A 19,908-nucleotide genomic window follows, 5' to 3' on the forward strand; every position below is an offset into this window, starting at 1 on the left:
TAAACTTCAACATCCCTCAATAGGTAAGTTTTTTACAATCCAATCGTAGGTTTTCATTTTGAGTTTGTTTAAAAGCTTGTTCGCTACCAAAAATAGGAACTTCAGAGAACCGCCAAGCTTCTCCTCCAATCCATACTCCGCCAATTAACCGTGCTATGGGATTGAGTTGATAGCGTTCTAAGTAGAAGGACTAAATTAAACCTAACTTGAAATTACCGGGTTTCGACTGCGCGGAAGTTGAGTTTCGACTACGCTCAACTTCCGCGTAGTCGAAACTCAACCCTCTTTTAGTCGGGCTACTGAGCATTGAGCGGAGTCGAAATGCGTCTTATAAATAATTGTGTCCACCTACTTACTGCTGTTTTAAGCTAAACCACATCTAGTTTGCATAATCTTAAATTGTACATTTATTGTGGGGTGGGCGTCTCGCCCGCCCAATATATGCAAGGTTATTTGTGGAACAGCTTATTTGCCAAAACTAGAATTGCTCCTCCATCATAAGAAAAGTATGGCAGTGCTTTTACCCCAATAAGGGCTTTTGATAAACTAAAAGCACTACCATACATTTTGCTGAGGATCTTGTTATATTTGAAAGATTCAATGCGCTCAAAAAAACCAAAACTTCTTACTTTAATAAATCAGATTAAAACCGAATAAGTCCGTAATAAGCACTTGCAGCAACTAGAACAATTGTTAATACTCCCAAAGTTATGCTAAGTAGAAATTGGATAGAGGTTTTTTGATTTAGAGCTTCTTTACTTCCACCTTCAAGTGTTGTTCGTTCGATGTTGTTAGAATTAGTTATGTTCTCAGTTTTCATGATTTTATCCTGTTTGATTATTTATTACAATTTTGCCTCTAACCAGAAAAATTACATCTAACTTTAGGATTAACAACAAAGATAGAAATAACTAGATATAATTAAAACTGACTTTTGCTCCCCTCTCCTGGTAGGAGAGGGGCTGGGGGAGAGGTCAAAATAGCACTCGTCGAACTCACGTTAATTCAAGAATTTCCCTTGAATTACCTGGACATATTCTGAACGAAACTTATGTGCAAATTCTCGATCAAAATACTACAAAAGTTTTCAGCAGTTGGTCGTCACAGGTATGCTGCTGTGTACCCATCAGGTTTACTCCGTTCTTTTTTCTAAGATAATCCGCATAAGAACCGTCATTGGAATTTGTTAAAAATTCGGATTCAATGCACAGATATAGCAACATTTGTGAAAAACATTTTGTTTGAAAAAAGCGCTAATTTGCCCCACCATTTGAAGCCTGCGGGGAATCATAAACGCCCCAATAATCAATACCCCGATCGCGTAATATGGGTTCAACGCGATGAATTTCTTCTTCTGAGCCTTCTAATATGAGCAAATAATAACTCTGCTGGAGGCGATCGCTATAAACTCTGGCTCTGTCTTCGGGTATACCTAAATCGCCTAATGCCTTCAGTAAATTCTGATTTGCTGCGGCTCCCACAGCAACACCTGCGATGCTACTAACCAATGCTACACCTACGGAACCTGCTGCTAGCACAGCTCCTAAACCGGGAAGTGCCAAACTACTCAAACCAAGTAACGCGCTACCCCAAGTAGTTGCTGTCAGCGTATCTCCTACGGCTCCAGTTGTATCGACATCTCGATCGCCAATGCGATCGCTTATCTGCGCCTCACCTAAGTTTTCACCTTGCTCTACATCTTTAGCAATAACAGAAACTTTTTCCATAGGAAAATTTGCAGTTTTCAATTCATTAATTGCCTGCTCTATTTCTTGAGAATTCGCAAATACTCCTAATGCATGTATTGTGTTTTTAGTTATCATATTTTTCTCCTTTAGATTATTGTATTCGTGCGTCCATATATAGCCTCGGCATTAGACTATAATTCACGAGTAAGTTTATTACAACGCTCCTAAATTGTTATTTATTGAATTATTTCCCCAAGGGGGGATAAATCATCAGTGAAGAATTAGCGAACCAAGTGGAGTACGTCACGCACTAAACTATAGCCAGCTAAATCCCAAAGTACGTAAGAAATAAAGCCAATCATCGCTAAACGCCCATTCCACAACTCTTGTTGCGGATTCCATCCAAAAATCCAAGCATTGCGATCGACACCATTATAGGCTTTAGCTTCAGTAGATAATTCAACCACTTTGTTAGTTTCAGCTGCCATTGCAAATATTCCTGAATAACTCTACTACACCCACATCTTAGTTACTATTACGGTTGCAGTTCTCTGTCTATTGGGGAATCTAAAAGCGTCACGGGAAGTATCTCAGGGCATTGTCTAGACTTTTGATAGTTTCGACTAAAAAGCATTAGCAACTTTTTCCAAAAAGCTTACCAAACATCATTTGTAGCCGTTTAAATACTTCATAATCAACTTTCAAATGACGCAATCTCCTAATGCTATTTACTTTTTTTATAAACAGTCTCTTAGTCTGATTCACTCCTTAAGACAGATGTAAGAGCAGATTTGATGGAACCTCCGGCTTCCTTGATTTTCTGGGCGATGGGTTGCTCATTATGCAAAAACACACGCGCACAGTTACGTCCCGGCAAACCGGAAATTGAACCACCCGGATGAGTTCCAGCACCAGTAAGATACAAGTTATCAATTGGTGTTTTGTAGTTAGCTAATTCCGGCAACGGACGGAAGCAAAGCATTTGTTCTAAGGTCATATCAATGTGGTAATAATTACCTTTGTAACTCCCTAGCCTTTCTCCCAACTCAGCCGGACTTTCCACATGACGAGCGATGATTGAATGTTGCAGATTGGGGGAATATTGCGCCAGTTTATTAATCACTTTGTCTGCAACTTTGTTTTTTAGTTCATCTGTCCAACCCGTACCTTTTAAACCTGTACCGTCTGCACCAGCAATTTGATAAGGTGCAAAAAACTCTATCCATAATGTATGCTTGCCTTCTGGTGCCATCGATGGATCGAGTCCGGTAGGCATTACCACATACATCGATGGATCTTCATCAGGAATTTTACCCAGAGTAATCAGACTATGAGCTTGTTCTACATGATTGACGGAATCAGCAATCAGAATAGAGCCCATTAGATAATTATCTTGATGATTGTGGTGGACAAAGCGCAACGGTTCAGATAAAGCACAATCAATTTTGAGGATGGTTTCATTGTTGTTGACGATGCGGCGGTCTAACCTTTCGCGCAAGTTGCCATCGCTATTATCGACATCGCTACTATCCATCAGTTGCAAGAATAAGCGCTTGGCATCAATACTTGAAATTACACCTTTGTTAGCACGATATTCTTTGCCACCAGCAACCCGCACACCAACTGCTTTACCATTATCTACCAATACTTTTTCTACCTTTTGGTCGGTGAGAATCGTACCACCTTCAGCTTTTACCATTTTCACCAAAGCTTCCACAAGTCCACCACTACCACCACGCGGTCTTGCCATACCGGGATTATGACGCAACATCATCATCATCGCCCCAAAGGACATAGCTTTTTGTGAGGGAGGGGAACTTAGTTCGGCTGAGAGTCTAGCCAGAGGTGCTTTGACAAACTCAGAATCGAAGTACTCGTTAATATTATCTGTGGCACTGCTGAGTAAGGTACGGAGTAAATCAAGGGTTGTGTTAGAGCCACCTAGAAGGGAAAATAAGTCTTGCAGACTATTGAGATTGTAATTACCAGCAATATCAACAATTGATTTGGGTGGTGCATTGAAGAAAGGAGCAATTCCTGTGATAAAGCGCTGCCAAAAATCGGCATATTCAGCGTATTTTTCAGCATCACGCTGACTGTAACGGGCAATTTCGGCACAAGTTTTTTCCACCGATTTGTGAGCTAAGAAATACTTCCCATCTGGATGAGGGCAAAAGGCAACTGGATCGCAGCTAAGATATTCCAAGCCGTACTTATGCAGTTCCAACTCTTGGATGACTGGCCCTAAGAAAATAAACAGATGGTTAATCGCGCAAGGACTAAATTTAAAACCAGGTGCTTCATCAGGCATAAGTTCTTCAGTTGTAGAACCGCCACCAGGGAGCGATCGCCCTTCTAATAACAGGACGCTGTAACCAGCTTTTAGCAGGTAGCCAGCACAAACTAAGCCATTATGACCAGCGCCAATAATTACAACGTCATACGATTCCATGACTGCAATGTGGTAAGTAAAGTATATTCCCTGATATTAGAAAGTGTTGCAGATATCTAAATCTTTCGTGGGTTATAGAATATTTATATATCTAGTAGTAGTATTTTGATCGCCAAGAAGGAAATTTATTTTTAACCCACTTTTGTTACTATGTTGTACCCAACTAAGAAACACTATAAATAAATCCAGATTTTATATTTTTGATAGATGGTATCAGTTTTTACCTATATTTTTCTAGTTATTTCTTCTAGTTCTTTGAGGTGCTGTGCGTTCACAAGCCATTTTTCTTCATAATTAGATTTATCTGTACCATATTGACTTTGTTGCTCTTTTAGTATTGCAATTTCATGATTAATTATTGGTAACGCTTTCCCTTGGATAATTACTTTTTTGAGCAACTCAAACCGGGATATTTCATTGATTTGACGCAAGAGTTGCGAGATACAACGACTAATAATAACTTCATTGCTAAAAGCAAGAATGCTATGAGATTCATCATCTTGAGATAATAATTGCTCGCTGAGATCAAACAAAGCTTCTACAACTGAAGGGATGTAATTCACAGGAATTTCTTCGGTGGAATTTTCTAGATTTTCTATGAACACCCTGGCTTGCGTTGTGCCATTTGGAAGTTTTTGTTTAGCAAGTTTTATCAGATAATTTCTAAGTTTTTCTGTATTTTCCACCAAACCAAGGATAATTTTTATCTGAATATTAGACAATTCACTTGCTGATAACGACAGACGAAAGTAAATAGGAAATATTTCTAAACTACACACACGTAGCTGTTCGCGCCATTCCAATTGCTTTTCATCTAGAGAAGTATTATCCATAATGAATTTTAACTTAGGAAAAAGGTGCATTAGCAGGTTTTTAATAGGCTGCTTGTCTTCATCTCGCAGTTGAGCAATCCAGGTATTCAGAAGATTCTTGAGTTCGTCTATTGAAAGCTTTACCTCTCCTACAAAAATATGAGGATTTTGATGGATTATACTATAAATTTTTGGGCAAAAGACTCGCAAAGACTCAATGGCAAGGAAATCAACAGGGTTTACTTCATCTTTTACTGCTGGATACGTCACTGTTAAAGTGTTAATAAAACGAGTAATATCGCGGATACTAGTAAGAAAATGTTCTATTCCTTGAAAGTAAATATCACCCCAGCGAGTTTGGTTAATTTGTTGTTTTGGTGTTTGATAAAATATATAATTCAGCTTTTCAAAAAGCAGCCTCCGAAGCGAGATTTTATCAGGATTAGGTAACTCAAAACTAACTTGAATAATCTTTTCTAAATATGCTTCTTCAGATATTTCTTTAGTATCTGCAATTTTTCTGATTACAACTTCTTTATCAAAAACCATAAGATAGACAAGATTAGTAAAATTCCGCATTGCTTTGAAAATACGAAATAACTGCTTAATATCTTCCGCAGCCAACCGATCGATATCGTCAATTGTTACAACTATTCGCCGTTGTTGCTGTACTAATGTGTTTTCTACTTCTTCTTTTAATTCACCAGCTTCCTTGTCCTTCTCATCCAATAATGCCGCTAATGCTTTGCCTGTTTGAGCATAAGGTAAAGGAATGTCTGAAATAACAGCGGCAAAATCAGCTACTCTCTCTCTCAAGCCTTTTGGCACAGATGACTGTTGGCTTAAAACATTTTTTAATTGATCAAAAAAGCGCCTTGTAATATTTTGGTGTCCAGAGAATAACCAGGGATTAAAAGGAACGATGATTGGTTTCTCCTCCTCTGGCTTTTGCTGAAGATAGTGAACTACAAAGTTTAATAGTGTAGATTTGCCAGAGTTCCAAGAACCGTAAACTGCAATAACGAAACCTTCAGGATAGGTCATTCTGCAAATACTTTCCGCTAAATACTTGGCAAAGTTCGCATGTCCTAAAAGGTCTTTTTCTGGATCGACTAAGGAGCTATCTGCCGATATGTCGTTAATTTCTGTCTGTGCCATAAAAAAATTTGACTAATGTTGCGATCCTGGCACATTTATAAGGATAAGCAGTCATACCTCACGATAGAAATTTCCGGTGAAATAATTTTATCAAGACTTATGTAATTGGTTATAGATTAGATATTTAGCATCGCTGGGGTGAGGAGGTTAAATAGACATAAGATATAGCTATTCTCCTTTGAATGAGGTATATGGGTAGGAGCGCACAGATATGAACCCCTACAAGGATATATTTTCATCTGTAGTTAATTATTTTTTCTATACCTTATCTGGCTGGAAACTGCTATAAATAGCATATCTGGTAAATTTTTTCTATACATCATTTAAGAACGTGACTTAAAGAAGTTCAATTTAAATTCAACTATTAGCTATATAAATGCAGCATGATTTCTATCTATGTGTACTAGTATAAGCTAAATCTTAGGATTTCTATATAAAGGTATTAATTCTCAAGAATGATTTTGAAAAAATCCTATTATTTTATATTCGGAGAATATTAATTAACTGCTAAATTTATTTTATCCGAAAGCTTCTAGCGAAATCTGTAAGCAATACGTTAAAGAACTGACTTATTTTATAGAAGCCAAACCGCAGTTATATGTTAGTGATTTCTGTTAAAGCAATTTATAGTCAATACTTACTATGAACTATAGCAATTCGCTTTGATTTCTGTTCGCGGAGCGTGGTGTAGGCATACTGATTTGCGTAGACAGGGAATAGGCAATAGGCACTCTTGCAAGGGGAAAGAAGGCTTCATAGTTCTACTGAGCTTTTTCAGAAATCAAATATGAGTCCTATAGCCTTCTGGACAAGTAAGCAATTGCAATGCCTTAGACTTATTGACGAAATCATATATAAGTTTTACTAATTTTGGTTAATCAGAGCTATAACAATTTAAATCTTTAAATATTAACTAGATAATATGGTTCAGCCCCAAGAAGATGACATTTCAGTAGAAGCTAGTTCTCTTCCCCCTGTCCCTATTCAAGAAATCTCAGAGGATAGGGCATTAACAGAGACGGTACTTTTCCCAACTCCAAAACTGTTTCTAAAAATTCCTAAGCCAGAAATTCGCCAAAGTCTCAGGGCGTTAACTTTTGAAAGTGTCTTTGCTGCGGTTCTTTATAGTATCATCGGCGGCGCGTTGCTCAGTAATTTCTTGCTAGAGTTAGGCGCTGGGGCAGCCGAAATTGGTCTACTCGCCGCCATCCCTCAGATGGTGAATCTGCTCCAACCACTGGGAGCGTATTTGGTAAATCGAAGTACCAGCTTCCGTTGGTATTTTATGTGTATTTTCATCCCGTCGCGGCTGCTATGGTTGGTTCTTCTGCCAGCGATTTGGTTGGTTACTTCATCTCGTATTACTGGATACCAAGTAGTACAGTTGACATTGGCAATTCTCTTAGTAGCTAATATCATCGAAGCTTTTGGTCGTGCGCCTTGGCTTGGGTGGTCAGCTGTGTTAGTACCTCAACGGTTACGGGGGCGATATTTCGGCTTTCGCAATAGTATTCTCGGCTTGACTAACCTTGTTGGTGTGCCTCTACTAGGTTTAGCGGTATCAGCTTGGCCTGGTGGAACCCTTCAAGGTTATGGCACTGTCTTGGTTATAGGAATCATATTAGGGCTAATCAGTGTGGGCTGTCAGTTCTGGATGACTGATATAAACCCGCAGCTTTTAAAAGTTGGGGATTCAGACACATCACACTCACAGCCCCAAGGAATAGATTTGAGCTTGTTTAAAGATGCTAATTTTTTGAAGTTTGTGCTTTACCTGAGCATTTGGTGCTTTGCTGTTAACATCAGCAATCCTTTCTTTAACCTCTATATGCTGGATAACCTGGATATAGATATTAGTGTAGTAACGATTTATCACGGCTTAGGAACTGGTGCGAATATGCTAATGCTGCTTTTGTGGGGTAAACTGGCCGACCGGATTGGGAATCGCCCACTACTACTATTAGTGGGAGTCTTGGTGGCGGTGACACCTCTGCTGTGGCTTTTGGTTGGAAGCGATCGCATTTCTTTTTGGATCTGGCTACCCTTGTTGCACATACTAGCTGGCGCAACGTGGGCAGCAATTGATTTGTGTACCAACAATTTGATGATGGGAATAGCACCGTTGGGTCATCAGTCGAGTTATTTTGCGATCGCAGCTGCAATTGCTGGTATCACTGGAGCAATGGGTATTACTGTCGGTAGCTTTCTAGCAACTCTGTCCGGTGTTGCGGGTTTGCTGGGGTTGTTTGTTATCTCAGGCTTACTACGCATGGCTGCACTTGTACCCTTAGTTTTTGTTCAGGAGCAACGCTCTATACCACTAGGCCAGCTAATGCGATTCTTATTCCCAATGAAGCAGTCAACCGATCTGATAGAAGTGGAATAATCAGTTTTCAATTATGTATTTCAACAACATCCCAGCAAACTATAGAGTCGTTGAGCATCACGAATAGCGTTTCCATCGGGGTCGTTGTTGAAATACACGTAAACGTCAATTTCTTGGATTAGAAATGAACGGATACGTTCAACCCATGTAGATAATTCTTCATCGGTATAACCTACGTTCCATTGCCCACTGTGCATACGGATATAAGTCCAAGGGGCAGTCAAACAGATATCAAGAGGAACTGTTGGGCTGATAGGTAGACAAAGAGCTACACCTGTACTTTCTAGTAGTTGATAAATTTGTGGAATCAGCCAACTTGAATGACGAAATTCAACTGTAAATCTTTGTTGAGGGTAGGTTTGCAGTAATTCTAAAAAGGGCTGAAGATGTTCAATATTAATCTGCCAAGTATGAGGAAATTGAAATAAAATAGGGCCGAGCTTTTCTTGCAATCCAGATGCGCGTTCCATTAGGCGAGATAGCGGCTCTATCGGGTCTTTTAATTTCTTCATGTGGGTGAGATAGCGGCTACCTTTAACAGCAAAAATAAAGTTAGATGGTGTTTGCCTACACCAAGTTTCAAAGACAGACCGTTCTGGCAAACGATAAAAGGAAAAGTTAATTTCTACAGTAGCAAAATGTTGGGCGTAAAATGATAGTTGCTGGTCACTAGCCAAATGTGGTGGATAGAAAATATCCATCCAATGCTTATAAACCCAACCACTAGTACCGATTTGTAGTTTACTCATTTAGTTATCTCAGTTATATTATTCTCCTAATGTTATTGAATGTAAAATTAATTAAATTTGCTTGTAGTAAGCGACTATAGCCCTATTTTAAAGGCTACAGCCGCTTACTACAAACCTTTAATATCCTTAAAATAATTTTCAAGCTAGTAGTTTCTGGCTGAATTTTTGGAGTTGACATTTAACCCAATTACCGCCCTGAGCTATACATTGATGGCATATATCTCCATAGCTTTCGCCTTGGTCATTGCATACAATTAACCTAGCTTCATCTGCTTGAGAGGTTTGCTGACAAATTAAACATCTTTTGCTAATTTTGCCTGTATTACATTCTATTTGAAATTTCATGTCTCGCCTCCTGTTTAAGGATTCGCTCGCAATCCCTTATCCTGTAATTTCTGCTCGATATGCTGCATTTCCTGGATAGTTTCTCCAGTGACGATCGCATATATTTCGGTGTAGATTTTTCCGTATTTGACCCTTTCTAAAGCCGACAGAACGATTAAGTCCTTGCGATCTAGTTCTGGTTTTAAGGTGACTAAAATTGAATCTAATGTACCTTCCATACGGTAGCTACTAGAATATTTAGCAACTTCCTTTCCTAGTCCCAGTAGGGTGTGACGCTGCAAGCACAACGGAGTCGATCCATTAACTCGGAAATTGGCATCGATCGCATAACATTCTCCGTCTCGATCTTCTAGCACATCGAACCCAATCACGCCAAAATAACCTTGTTTGTAAGCATACTGACCAATGGCAGCAATCATCTCAAAGAACTTGCTCGTGTCAGTGTTGCGGTAGTCAATTAGTCCGCCTAAATAGTTACCTTCTGGAGTGACGAGTTGGCTGGTAGTGCCAATGAGGGTTATCTCTCCCGCTTTGTTGACATAAAACTGTACGCAGTAATTCTGCACCTCATTTTTGACGAACTCCGAGACAATAATCCAATCGAGCGACTTAATATTGAGGTATTTCCTGATTTCCTCAAAGCAGTAGTTCAAATCGTTGAGGCTTTTGACGATATAAGTGCCTTCCCCTGAGAGTCCGTGGGACGTTTTAATTAAGTAGGGAAATTGTGGTAATTGAATCTCTTCGAGATTGACTTTATGTAAATTGTAGCTTTCGTATTTTGGACATTGCACCCCCAATTCGGCTAAAGTTACTTTGCTGAGTAAGCGGTAATGAGTGTCTGAATCAACAGCGTGTTTTTCAGGTTTTAGGCAATCAAAAGGAAATAACGCGATCAGTTTGTCAAAGCGTTCGCTGTGGCTGAGGTCATCCAAATAAGTTGAGCAATCCATCATCGATCGATTGGAGTCGCTGAAGCCAAAATGCTCTTGCCAGTATTCAAGCAGAGATTTTGATGGTGGAATAATCACAATTCCAGGAATGCGATCGCCTAATACAGCCAGATTTTTCCACGGTTCCTTCTGACAAATCTTGTCGAAGGAGGTTTTGGTGGCTTCACTACTGCCATCTTGAAGAAAATATTTTTTTCGGTTAGGATAAGCAGCCCAACTGGCAGTTGCAGGGTAATTCAGGATAAACCCATAAGATGCATCTGTGATATCAAGAGCAAACAAGTCAGAAAGAGAATTCCCTTGAAAGTATTGAAAGTTATATTTTGAATTCATCTAGTCCTCCGAGAAACCGCATTCATCGAGGGATGCGGTTGTTGATAGCAAACAAGTCTCCTTTTTTTTTATGAGTAACATCAATTTCAAAAAATAAAGCTACACATTCAAACTTTAAAATCTAGATCAAATGTTACTTTCTGAATTACGGATTACGTTAGGATTAACCTTGCTCAGGCTATTACAAATTACCAATTACGAATTACGTTAGCGATGCAGGAGCGTCATTACGAATTACGAATTGGTAGGAGTTATTTCTTAGTAAATGCAGCCACCTTGTCTTGTCCTGCGGTCATATAAGCACAAGCCATGTGTGATGAGTTATACGCCCAGCCAACGCGTCCTTGACGGTCTATGAGGATGCACCCAGCTTCACCTTTAACCTTAGAAACCAAAGCGTCAATTGCCATTTGTGCGGCTTCATCTGGATGCCGATCGCCACTCAAAAAATCGATCGCAGTTTTAGCCAAAACCACGGGGATAATCGACTCGCCATCGCCTGTTGTTGAGCAAGCACCGAATTTATTATCAGCGTACAAGCCACAGCCAACAAGCGCAGTGTCACCGACGCGACCTTGCTGCTGCTTCGTAGTCCCGCCAGTTGAAGTACCAGCAGCTAAGAGGCCGCTAGTATCCAAAGCTACACAACCTATGGTGTTGGGGCGATCGATAACTTCCCGATCTTCCTTCCACTGCTGCCATTGTTCTTCGGCTATTAAGTCTTCTTTTTTACACATTTCAGCACCACAATCTATGGCGAAACGTTCTCCACCCCGCGCTACTAGCAGCCTGGGTTTTTCATCCATAATTTTTCGGGCAACCGAGATGGGATGACGTATACCTTGAACTGCTGCAACTGCTCCCCAACTTAAAGAGCCTTCCATAATTGCCGCGTCTAACTCCACTTCTCCGTCGCTGTTGAGAGTTGCGCCAAGACCAGCGTTAAATGTCGGGTCAGCTTCCAAAACACGAGTAGCTGCTTCCACAGCTTCGACGGCTGTACCCCCACTAATTAGCACAGCCCAACCAGCCTCTACTGCTGCTGTACAGCCTGCATTATTGGCTGCAACTTTGTCGTCTGTGATGGTTTTTGCTCCACCGTGGACAATGATGGTCGGTGTCATATAATTTCTTCTTGTTAGTATGAATTTTGTCGGACTGCAATCGCCTTCACAGGTTCGTCAATTAGTTGTAGCGATCGCAAATTTACATACAATTATTGTTCGTTAGCCACCCAGAACGCAAAAGTGCGATCGCTTCTTCTTTTTGTTTGGCTTCGACTTCAATCCACGGTGCTTGGTAGTAGACGTGAGGCATATCGGTAATCAAGTCGCTGTGTTTTCGGTCATTGAAAGCTTGCTCACCATTGGAAATATGGACTAATTGCCAATCTGGATTTTTCCAAGTTTCTCGCGCTGCGTAAAACATGGATGCTACACTCGGACGATCGTAGCTATCCAAATTTTCGTGGCAAATATGGTGATGGGCATCAAATACCATCGGCACATCAGCTTGCTGACATACTGCTAAAATTTCATCGGCACTATAGGCGTATTCATCGTTTTCTAAAGTCAAGCGACTTTTGATGTTTTCTGGTAGTTCGGAAATTACTTTTACTAGTTGTTCAGCCCGTTGAGATTTGCCACCATGAATATTCATCAATGACCAAGGCGATCGCGGTAATCCCAGTAAGTCAAGTATACGTGCATGTCCTGCTAAATTATTGATACTTGCCTGTACTACTTCCGGGGAATCAGAACTCAGCACTACATATTGATCTGGATGCAACACCATTCTGATGCCCAATGCATTCGCTCGTTGACCAATTGCTGCTAAATCAGCGCTCATTGCTTCTAATATATTTGCGCCGATTTTGTCTTCTAAGTCACTTAGGGGAAATAAATTAGAAGACATCCGATAAAGTTGAATTTTATTCTGCTGACAAAAGGAGAGAGCATCATGTAAGCGTTGTAAATTATGCCGATACAGTTCACTCAGGGCACTTTCGCGATCGCTAAGGGAAAGTTTTAAGTATCGGGTGCGTGTCATTGTCCGAAAGCGCACTTGTTTGTCCGAGGTGATGCAAACTAGCCCTAAAGAGGGCAGTATACTTTTTTGACACTGCTGTGCATTAGGTAAATTTTGAAACTCGATTACGCTCATTAACTAATACTAACTGATACTTGTTTTAAGCCATTCTTTAATTTAAACAAGTTCTACCATTGGTTTACGAGTACCGAAAGAATGAATTCCTAAGCCTTACAGGATGTTTTAAAATGTCTTTATTTATGTCGTTGTTGATGCCATTGCCAAGCATGGGCGATAATTTCGTTCAAATTAGGATACTCTGGATGCCAACCCAATATTTTAGTTGCTTTGTCGCTGCTGCCAACTAAAATAGGAGGGTCCCCTGGCCTGCGATCGCGTTCTTCTATTTTAATTTCTTTGCCTGTTATCTCTTTAGCAGTTTCTATCACTTCTCTGACTGAAAAACCACTGCCATTTCCTAGATTAAATACTTCGCTCTCTCCACCTTTGAGTAGATATTCCAAACCTAAAATATGGGCTTGTGCCAAGTCAGTCACATGAATATAATCGCGGATACAAGTTCCGTCTGGGGTAGGGTAGTCAGTACCGAAAATCAGAATAGATTCACGCTTACCAAAAGCAGTTAGTAGTACTAATGGTATGAGATGAGTTTCAGGTTCGTGGTCTTCACCCAGCAACCCATTAGGGTCAGCACCTGCGGCATTAAAATAGCGAAAACGTACAGACTTCAAATTGTAGGCTGCATCAAAATCTGATAATATCCGCTCTACCATCCACTTGCTAGTAGCATAAGGACTAATGGGATCTTGCGGATGGTCTTCGGTAAGAGGAACAAACTTTGGTACACCATAAAGAGCGCAAGTAGAAGAAAAGATAAATTTATTAACTGATGCAGCAATCATTGCTTCTAAAAGTGTCAGAGTGCCTGCAACATTATTTTGGTAATATTTGGCTGGATCGGTGACAGATTCACCCACTGCGATATAAGCAGCAAAATGCATAACCGCAGTTATATTGTGAGTTGAAAATATGTCATCAAGAAGAGAGCGATCGCTCATATCTCCAACAATCAATTTTACCTGTAAAACTTCTTCTACAAGTTCTCGATGTCCGTTCGACAGATTATCTAAAACAATTACTTCATAACCTGCGTTTTTCAGAGCTAATACAGCATGGGAGCCAATATATCCGGCTCCTCCCGTTACTAAAATAGTTGACATAATTTTGCGATGGCGAATCGGGAATGGGGAATGGGGAAGAGACAAGGTAGACAAGGGAGAGACTTCGTTCAATAATTCCCCCTTGTCCCCTTGTCTACCCTTAAAATTAGATTGCTAACCAGACCACTAATTTCTTTCTTCCAAGTAGCGAGAAATTGCATTATCAAGGTGTGGCATTAATTCACCTCGATTGCTGCCAAGAACGCTGTAAGCTGGGCGGGGAGCAATCCAACCAAGTTCTTGTGTCGGACGAGCAATTAGACTGCTGACACTCACACCTGCTTTTTTCGCCGCCAGTCGCGCTAAGTCAGACCAAGCTATAGCACTTTTGTTAGCCAAATGCCACAAACCATTCTCGCCATCAATCAGCAAATCAAGGCTGGTATGGACAAGATCGGGTACATAAGTAGGCGAGACGATCGCATCTTCGACTGCGACAAAAGTATTACCAGCAGCTAATTGTCGTAGGGCGATCGTCACAAAGTTATAATCATCCCACGGGCCGAAAAATGCGCTGGTGCGAATCACTAGCGATGCTGGATGAGCCTGCAATACCAGCTTTTCTGCCAAAACTTTGCTGCACCCATATATATTGAGGGGCGCAACGGTATCAGTTTCGACATAAGGATTAGACTCAGCACCATCGAATACCAAATCTGAAGAGAAAGTTAGCAGCGCCACATTATGTTGAGCGCAAGCAGCAGCTAAAATCGCTGCCCCTTCAGCGTTTACCTTTAAACAAACATCGGGTTCGCGTTCGGCATCGTCCACGCGCACGTATCCCGCAGCGTTCACAACTGCCCACGGTTGTAACTCGGTAAGTACTTTATTGACGGAAGCAGGATTGGCAATATCCATATCTTGCCGTCTTAGCAGGCAATATGAAATTCCTCGCACTTCACACAACCGAGCAAAAGCTTTGCCTAGAGTTCCTGTAGCTCCCACGATCGCCAAGGGACGAAGAGAAGCAGGGGAGGAAAACGGGAGAGATGGGGGAGATATGCGACAACTGACGGCTGGGTATAATAGGCGCTCTTGTCGATGCCACCATCCTGGTGTATCAAGTAATGGATGATTGGGTTTATGCCCAGTGGCTAAATCCTGCACCATCTTAGCGATCGCTGTCTGTCTAGGCTGTGGCGAGCGCAAATCAAACACACCTGGCTCGTAGTATCCTGCCGAGCGAGTCACTAAACTATTCCAATCGTAGCTGCCCAAAAGTGCCCAAACAGTCACAGCACGAACATCTGCGCCCTGGTCTCGTAATTCTTGGGCTGCATTCCACACTTCATTGAGCCAGCGTAGCTGCTCCTCACGGGTGCAACTCAGGTGAACTTCGGTGACAGCAAAGGGTAGTTTGTAGCGTTCCCATGTCTCTTTGAGCAATGTTCGCGGCCCTGCCAAACCCTCAGCGCAAACTCGCACTGCCTCTACATCTGCATACTTGTCTCGACCATTGCCACCATGCGTCCAAGCTGGATAGTTTTCTAGGTTTTCATCTAAAAAGCGTTCGCTTGTCAGGTAATGGTTAATGCCGATAATGTCGGGTGGACAGATATATTGCAAAAATTCTTCAAGTTCAGTCTCGCTGATGCCACAGTCGCGCAAGTAACTCCACATCGGATGAGTTGGGTTGATTCGACCGCATAATAAATCCAAACTCAACCAGCGACGTTCATTCTCAAATTCTGCTTGATAAGCCAGCTTTGGCGTACTATGAGTTTTACCCAAATCCTCAGTTTGTACGAGTTGGGCGTTGGGATTGACTTCTCTGATTGCCTGCATCGAAAGAGCGATCGCTTTACACTCTCCTAACAATGCACGGGCGAAGGTTAAATCGTCCTTTCCGTGAGGATACCAGTGACCATACATCCCACTGAATCGCGCTGTTGTCAGTGGCTCGTTTACAGGTGTGTAATGTGTTATCCAAGGATAGCGTTCTGCAACTGCACGAGCAAACACCGCTAGTTTCTCAGAAAATTCTGGATCTACCAAGCTGGTATCACGCGGCCCACTGCCATGATGCACTAATCCCACAATCGGACGGATGCCGAGTTCGCGCAAGCGTCCCAGCCGTTCATCCGCCCACGACCAATCAGCATTCTCTAAACCATTTGGCGCTATCCTCTCCCAAAGCACTGGATAGCGGATAGCGTGTATGCCAAGTTGGGCGAATAAATCTAGGTCATCCAAGCGGGTTGCATGGCCATTGCGTTCTAACTGATCGAAATACTCTTCACCCACACGATTAACCGTACACTCGACACCAGCCCAAACTTCTAGGGCAAGTTTTGATTTAGGAGTGTTGAGTGTCTTGAAAGCAAAAGCCATAATTTACAACTCAAGCTGATATTTTATTTATTTGATGCGTTCTTTTTCAGTTTTGTAGTGGCGTGGCAAACCTTAAATGTTGCAATAAATTTTCTTGTGGGACGGGTGAGGACACCCGTCCGGGCGGGCAAGATGCCCACCCCACAAGAGTTTGCTAATGCACAAATTTAGCCTTGACACGCCAGTAGGGTGTGTTATGCCGGAGGCTAACGCACCATGCTAAATTTTCAGTGCGTTAGAACTAGGGCGTGTTTTCAAAGTCTTAGATCCCCCTAACCCCCGATAAATTGGGGGGCTAAGAATCTCTTAAAGTCCCCCAATTTATCGGGGCATTTAGGAGGATCTAAAAAATTAGGAGGCTAAACGAGTAATTTGAAAACATACCCTAATGTCCATAACAATTACGAATTACAAATTATTCAAGCCTTAACTGCAATTTGTTTGTACACAGCTAGAGCTTGAGCAACACATTGATCCATGTTGTAGTACTTGTAGGTTGCTAGCCGCCCCACAAAATAGATCCCTGGAGTTTCATCTGCCAGCACCTTGTATTTCTTGTAAATTTCCTGATTCTCAGAACGCGGTACGGGATAATAAGGGTCTCCTTCAGCTTTGGGAAACTCATAAACAATACTTGTTTTAGAGTGTTCCTGACCAGTTAAATATTTAAATTCTGTCACACGCGTATAAAGCTGTTCATTGGGATAGTTGATGACTGGTGCTGATTGAAACACTGAGGTATTATGCGTCTCATGCTTGAAATCAAGCGAACGATATGGTAGTTTGCCGTAGCGATAATCAAAGAATTCGTCAACTGGCCCGGAATATACCATCTCCCGGCAAGGTATAGCTTTTTGAATTTCCTGATAATCAGTGTTTAGCATTACCTTGATGTTCGGATGATTTAGCATATTGTCAAACATCCGGGTAAAGCCGTGTAGCGGCATCGCTTGGTAGCTATCGGTAAAATAGCGATCGTCACGATTGGTACGGGTGGGAATTCTGGCAATTACTGATTTGTCAAGTTCCGATGGGTCGAGTCCCCATTGTTTGCGCGTATAATTTCGGAAAAACTTTTCATACAGTTCTCGCCCAACTTTGCTCACCACCACATCCTCACTAGTGCGGATGTATTCCATTGGTTCAGCAAGCGATTTGTAAAACTCTTCCACCTCAAATGAATTGAGATTCATGCCATACAGCTTGTTGATGGTGTCGAGGTTGATCGGAATCGGAACAAGTTGCCCGTCTACACTGGCAAGGACGCGATGCTCGTAAGACCGCCACTTAGTAAACCGCGAGAGGTATTCAAAAACTTCGCGGGAATTGGTGTGAAAGATGTGGGGGCCGTATTTGTGTATGAGAACGCCATGATCGTCATAACGATCGTAGGCATTGCCGCCTATGTGGTTGCGCTTGTCTACAACCAGCACTTTTTTACCTTGAGTTGCCAAACGTTCAGCAATGACGCTACCAGAAAAACCAGCACCGACAACCAAGTAATCGAAGACAAAATCTCTGGTAATCACATTTGGTGCTTGTTTACCAGCCGCACCTGTGGAGTTAGCTTTGTCTTCACCATTACGCGCTGCAATGGCAGAGTCAATCAGCTTCATCATTGATGCCCAAGTGCGATCCCAAGAAATCTTTTCTAAAAAGGCATCTACTCGACTCAGCCATTCTGAGGTTGGGGTATCCTCTTGCATTGCAAGTTCTGCGGCGGTAACGAACTCAGAAACTGTGTCTGCAATTCGCACCAGTTTTGACTCTCCATAAGGACGCACTACATCACGAATTGAGGTAGATACTACAGGCCTACCTGCGGCAAGATACTCTGGAGTTTTGGTAGGGCTAATAAAACGTGTTGACTCATTACGCGCAAACGGCAACATTGCCAAGTCCCACCCTGCTAAATAGGCAGGTAGCTGTTTATAGTCTCTGCCACCGAGATAATGGATATTTTCATGCTGTGGCAGAGTTGCGGGATCGATTTTGACAACTGGCCCAATAATTACTAGATGCCAGTCAGGACGGGCTTCGGCAATACCAGCAAGCAGTTCAATATCCATCCGTTCGTCAATTACGCCAAAGAATCCAAGGCGAGGATGGGGAATATGAGCTTGATCTTCTGGTTCTTGAAGATTTCTCGCCTGACCAAAGTGGGGGACATCTACACTGCTGGGAAAGGCATAAACGTTGGGGTGCTGGTTCACCTTACTTTCGTAAAGGCTTTGTCCCCCTGTAAATACTAAGTCTGCACGGCTGAATAGTTCGGCTTCGTAATTCTTTAAAGTAGGTGATGCGCCGTGGAATGCAGACAATTCATCCATGCAATCATACACCACGGCTTGGGGTTGCAAGTGGCGCGTGAAAGCGATCGCCATTGGTGTGTAATACCAACAAATGTATTTGTTGATATTATGCTCTGCAAATAAATTATTAATTAGTGCTTGTAAATTTGCGTTGATTGCTTCTTCGCTTAAACCTTGTTGCAGCTGTGGTACAACCACAACTACTCCATGAGAATCTTGGTTTACATCTAACCTTGCCAACGGTTCTTCAGAGAAAATTGGTTCCTCAATAAAGAACACTCGCTTTCCTTGGGCGCAGCGACTAAGAAGATGTTGTGGTCTTTGATAGACGAAATTCCAACGCAAATGAGATAAACAAACTATATCAGGCGTGTCTTTAAAGGTTTCTGTTGATTGAACTTTTTTGTTAGACGAAGTTAAATTCAGCAGTGATGTACTCGATGATTGCGTTTGGGCTAGCTGCGATCGCTTTGTTTTACGCTGCTTCGACGAAATAACATTGCTGACACCGTTGTTTTTGACTTGAGATTTTTCACTTGCCATAGTTCGTCTCATTATTTAAATTATTAATTCTGACTAGCTAAACGCTAATACCTTTTCTATGTAAAGCAACACCAAGCTTACTTCCAGGCAAAAGCTTGCAACATATTTTGCTGCTTTTCAATATTGAATCGGTCTCATCAATACTTTGTTGCACCAAGAATAAAATACTGTTTTATATCTAATTGTTTCATCTATCCAAATAAATATAAAATTACTTTCTTGATTAAGTCTTAAGCACTATATCTTGAGCTGAAATTCATTGATTATTGATTTATGTAACGTTTTTTTAGTTATAAACCTATGCAAATATAATTATGTTTGTCTGTTCGGTTTCGTACACAACATCATGAAAATAATTATTTCTAGTATTAAAATTAATAATCTCTGGTTATTTATTAATTTGCTTTGTTATTCATATTAATTTGGAGAATATGACAGTATATACGAACTAGCTATTTTTTAAACATAAAAAAATATTTATTTACAATATCTACATTATTTTGTCATTTAGGATACATATTGTTGTAACAATTATTTTATAACCTATAGTAAATGAAGTAATTTCTTTTATTGTTGG

At 41.2% G+C, this 19,908-nt stretch carries 13 protein-coding genes; 1 reads left to right on the forward strand and 12 read right to left on the reverse strand.

Annotation, left to right across the window (positions count from 1 at the left end; genetic code table 11):
• Positions 1 to 1,253 precede the first annotated feature (1,253 nt).
• The 4 genes from NSTC731_RS13080 to NSTC731_RS13095 form a co-directional block, all read right to left on the reverse strand.
• On the reverse strand, positions 1,254 to 1,823 hold the full coding sequence (locus NSTC731_RS13080; protein ID WP_445631179.1) for a hypothetical protein: 570 nt from the start codon (positions 1,821 to 1,823) through the stop codon (positions 1,254 to 1,256).
• Positions 1,824 to 1,969: 146 nt separating this feature from the next.
• Complete coding sequence (locus tag NSTC731_RS13085; protein WP_445631180.1) at positions 1,970 to 2,176, reverse strand: high light inducible protein; 207 nt, start codon at positions 2,174 to 2,176, stop codon at positions 1,970 to 1,972.
• A gap of 263 nt (positions 2,177 to 2,439) precedes the next feature.
• Complete coding sequence (gene crtO, locus NSTC731_RS13090) at positions 2,440 to 4,140, reverse strand: beta-carotene ketolase CrtO (protein WP_445631181.1); 1,701 nt, start codon at positions 4,138 to 4,140, stop codon at positions 2,440 to 2,442.
• 224 nt (positions 4,141 to 4,364) lie between these two features.
• Positions 4,365 to 6,110: a KAP family NTPase gene (locus tag NSTC731_RS13095; protein WP_445631182.1), complete on the reverse strand. Its 1,746-nt coding sequence runs from the start codon at positions 6,108 to 6,110 to the stop codon at positions 4,365 to 4,367.
• A gap of 922 nt (positions 6,111 to 7,032) precedes the next feature.
• On the opposite strand from NSTC731_RS13095, the gene NSTC731_RS13100 reads away from it, so the two are divergent.
• Positions 7,033 to 8,496, forward strand: a complete 1,464-nt coding sequence (locus NSTC731_RS13100) for an MFS transporter (protein ID WP_445631183.1) — start codon at positions 7,033 to 7,035, stop codon at positions 8,494 to 8,496.
• Between the two features lie 20 nt (positions 8,497 to 8,516).
• Here NSTC731_RS13100 and NSTC731_RS13105 read toward each other — a convergent pair whose 3' ends face one another.
• From NSTC731_RS13105 to glf, 8 genes are all read right to left on the reverse strand, one after another.
• Positions 8,517 to 9,245, reverse strand: coding sequence for a DUF72 domain-containing protein (locus NSTC731_RS13105; RefSeq protein ID WP_445631184.1), 729 nt, complete (start codon positions 9,243 to 9,245; stop codon positions 8,517 to 8,519).
• Positions 9,246 to 9,383: 138 nt separating this feature from the next.
• The gene (locus tag NSTC731_RS13110) at positions 9,384 to 9,590 is read right to left on the reverse strand and encodes a hypothetical protein (RefSeq protein WP_445631185.1); all 207 of its coding nucleotides are present in this window, start codon (positions 9,588 to 9,590) and stop codon (positions 9,384 to 9,386) included.
• 14 nt (positions 9,591 to 9,604) lie between these two features.
• On the reverse strand, positions 9,605 to 10,876 hold the full coding sequence (locus NSTC731_RS13115; protein WP_445631186.1) for an ATP-grasp domain-containing protein: 1,272 nt from the start codon (positions 10,874 to 10,876) through the stop codon (positions 9,605 to 9,607).
• 251 nt (positions 10,877 to 11,127) lie between these two features.
• Positions 11,128 to 12,000 (reverse strand): isoaspartyl peptidase/L-asparaginase family protein, encoded by an 873-nt coding sequence (locus NSTC731_RS13120; protein WP_445631187.1) that lies wholly within the window; start codon positions 11,998 to 12,000, stop codon positions 11,128 to 11,130.
• A gap of 82 nt (positions 12,001 to 12,082) precedes the next feature.
• The gene (gene uvsE, locus NSTC731_RS13125) at positions 12,083 to 13,039 is read right to left on the reverse strand and encodes a UV DNA damage repair endonuclease UvsE (RefSeq protein WP_445631188.1); all 957 of its coding nucleotides are present in this window, start codon (positions 13,037 to 13,039) and stop codon (positions 12,083 to 12,085) included.
• Between the two features lie 119 nt (positions 13,040 to 13,158).
• On the reverse strand, positions 13,159 to 14,145 hold the full coding sequence (gene galE / locus NSTC731_RS13130) for a UDP-glucose 4-epimerase GalE (RefSeq protein ID WP_322736221.1): 987 nt from the start codon (positions 14,143 to 14,145) through the stop codon (positions 13,159 to 13,161).
• 126 nt (positions 14,146 to 14,271) lie between these two features.
• Positions 14,272 to 16,476: a family 1 glycosylhydrolase gene (locus tag NSTC731_RS13135; RefSeq protein ID WP_445631189.1), complete on the reverse strand. Its 2,205-nt coding sequence runs from the start codon at positions 16,474 to 16,476 to the stop codon at positions 14,272 to 14,274.
• 419 nt (positions 16,477 to 16,895) lie between these two features.
• On the reverse strand, positions 16,896 to 19,331 hold the full coding sequence (gene glf / locus NSTC731_RS13140) for a UDP-galactopyranose mutase (RefSeq protein WP_445631190.1): 2,436 nt from the start codon (positions 19,329 to 19,331) through the stop codon (positions 16,896 to 16,898).
• Positions 19,332 to 19,908: the final 577 nt, after the last annotated feature.

Source organism: Nostoc sp. DSM 114167 (assembly GCF_052692655.1).

Coding starts and splice junctions, on each gene's coding strand:
- NSTC731_RS13110 (WP_445631185.1), bottom strand. CDS start 9,590: ATGAAATTTCAAATAGAATGTAATACAGGCAAAATTAGCAAAAGATGT.
- NSTC731_RS13135 (WP_445631189.1), bottom strand. CDS start 16,476: ATGGCTTTTGCTTTCAAGACACTCAACACTCCTAAATCAAAACTTGCC.
- NSTC731_RS13100 (WP_445631183.1), top strand. CDS start 7,033: ATGGTTCAGCCCCAAGAAGATGACATTTCAGTAGAAGCTAGTTCTCTT.
- uvsE (WP_445631188.1), bottom strand. CDS start 13,039: ATGAGCGTAATCGAGTTTCAAAATTTACCTAATGCACAGCAGTGTCAA.
- NSTC731_RS13115 (WP_445631186.1), bottom strand. CDS start 10,876: ATGAATTCAAAATATAACTTTCAATACTTTCAAGGGAATTCTCTTTCT.
- glf (WP_445631190.1), bottom strand. CDS start 19,331: ATGGCAAGTGAAAAATCTCAAGTCAAAAACAACGGTGTCAGCAATGTT.
- NSTC731_RS13080 (WP_445631179.1), bottom strand. CDS start 1,823: ATGATAACTAAAAACACAATACATGCATTAGGAGTATTTGCGAATTCT.
- NSTC731_RS13095 (WP_445631182.1), bottom strand. CDS start 6,110: ATGGCACAGACAGAAATTAACGACATATCGGCAGATAGCTCCTTAGTC.
- NSTC731_RS13085 (WP_445631180.1), bottom strand. CDS start 2,176: ATGGCAGCTGAAACTAACAAAGTGGTTGAATTATCTACTGAAGCTAAA.
- NSTC731_RS13120 (WP_445631187.1), bottom strand. CDS start 12,000: ATGACACCGACCATCATTGTCCACGGTGGAGCAAAAACCATCACAGAC.
- crtO (WP_445631181.1), bottom strand. CDS start 4,140: ATGGAATCGTATGACGTTGTAATTATTGGCGCTGGTCATAATGGCTTA.
- galE (WP_322736221.1), bottom strand. CDS start 14,145: ATGTCAACTATTTTAGTAACGGGAGGAGCCGGATATATTGGCTCCCAT.
- NSTC731_RS13105 (WP_445631184.1), bottom strand. CDS start 9,245: ATGAGTAAACTACAAATCGGTACTAGTGGTTGGGTTTATAAGCATTGG.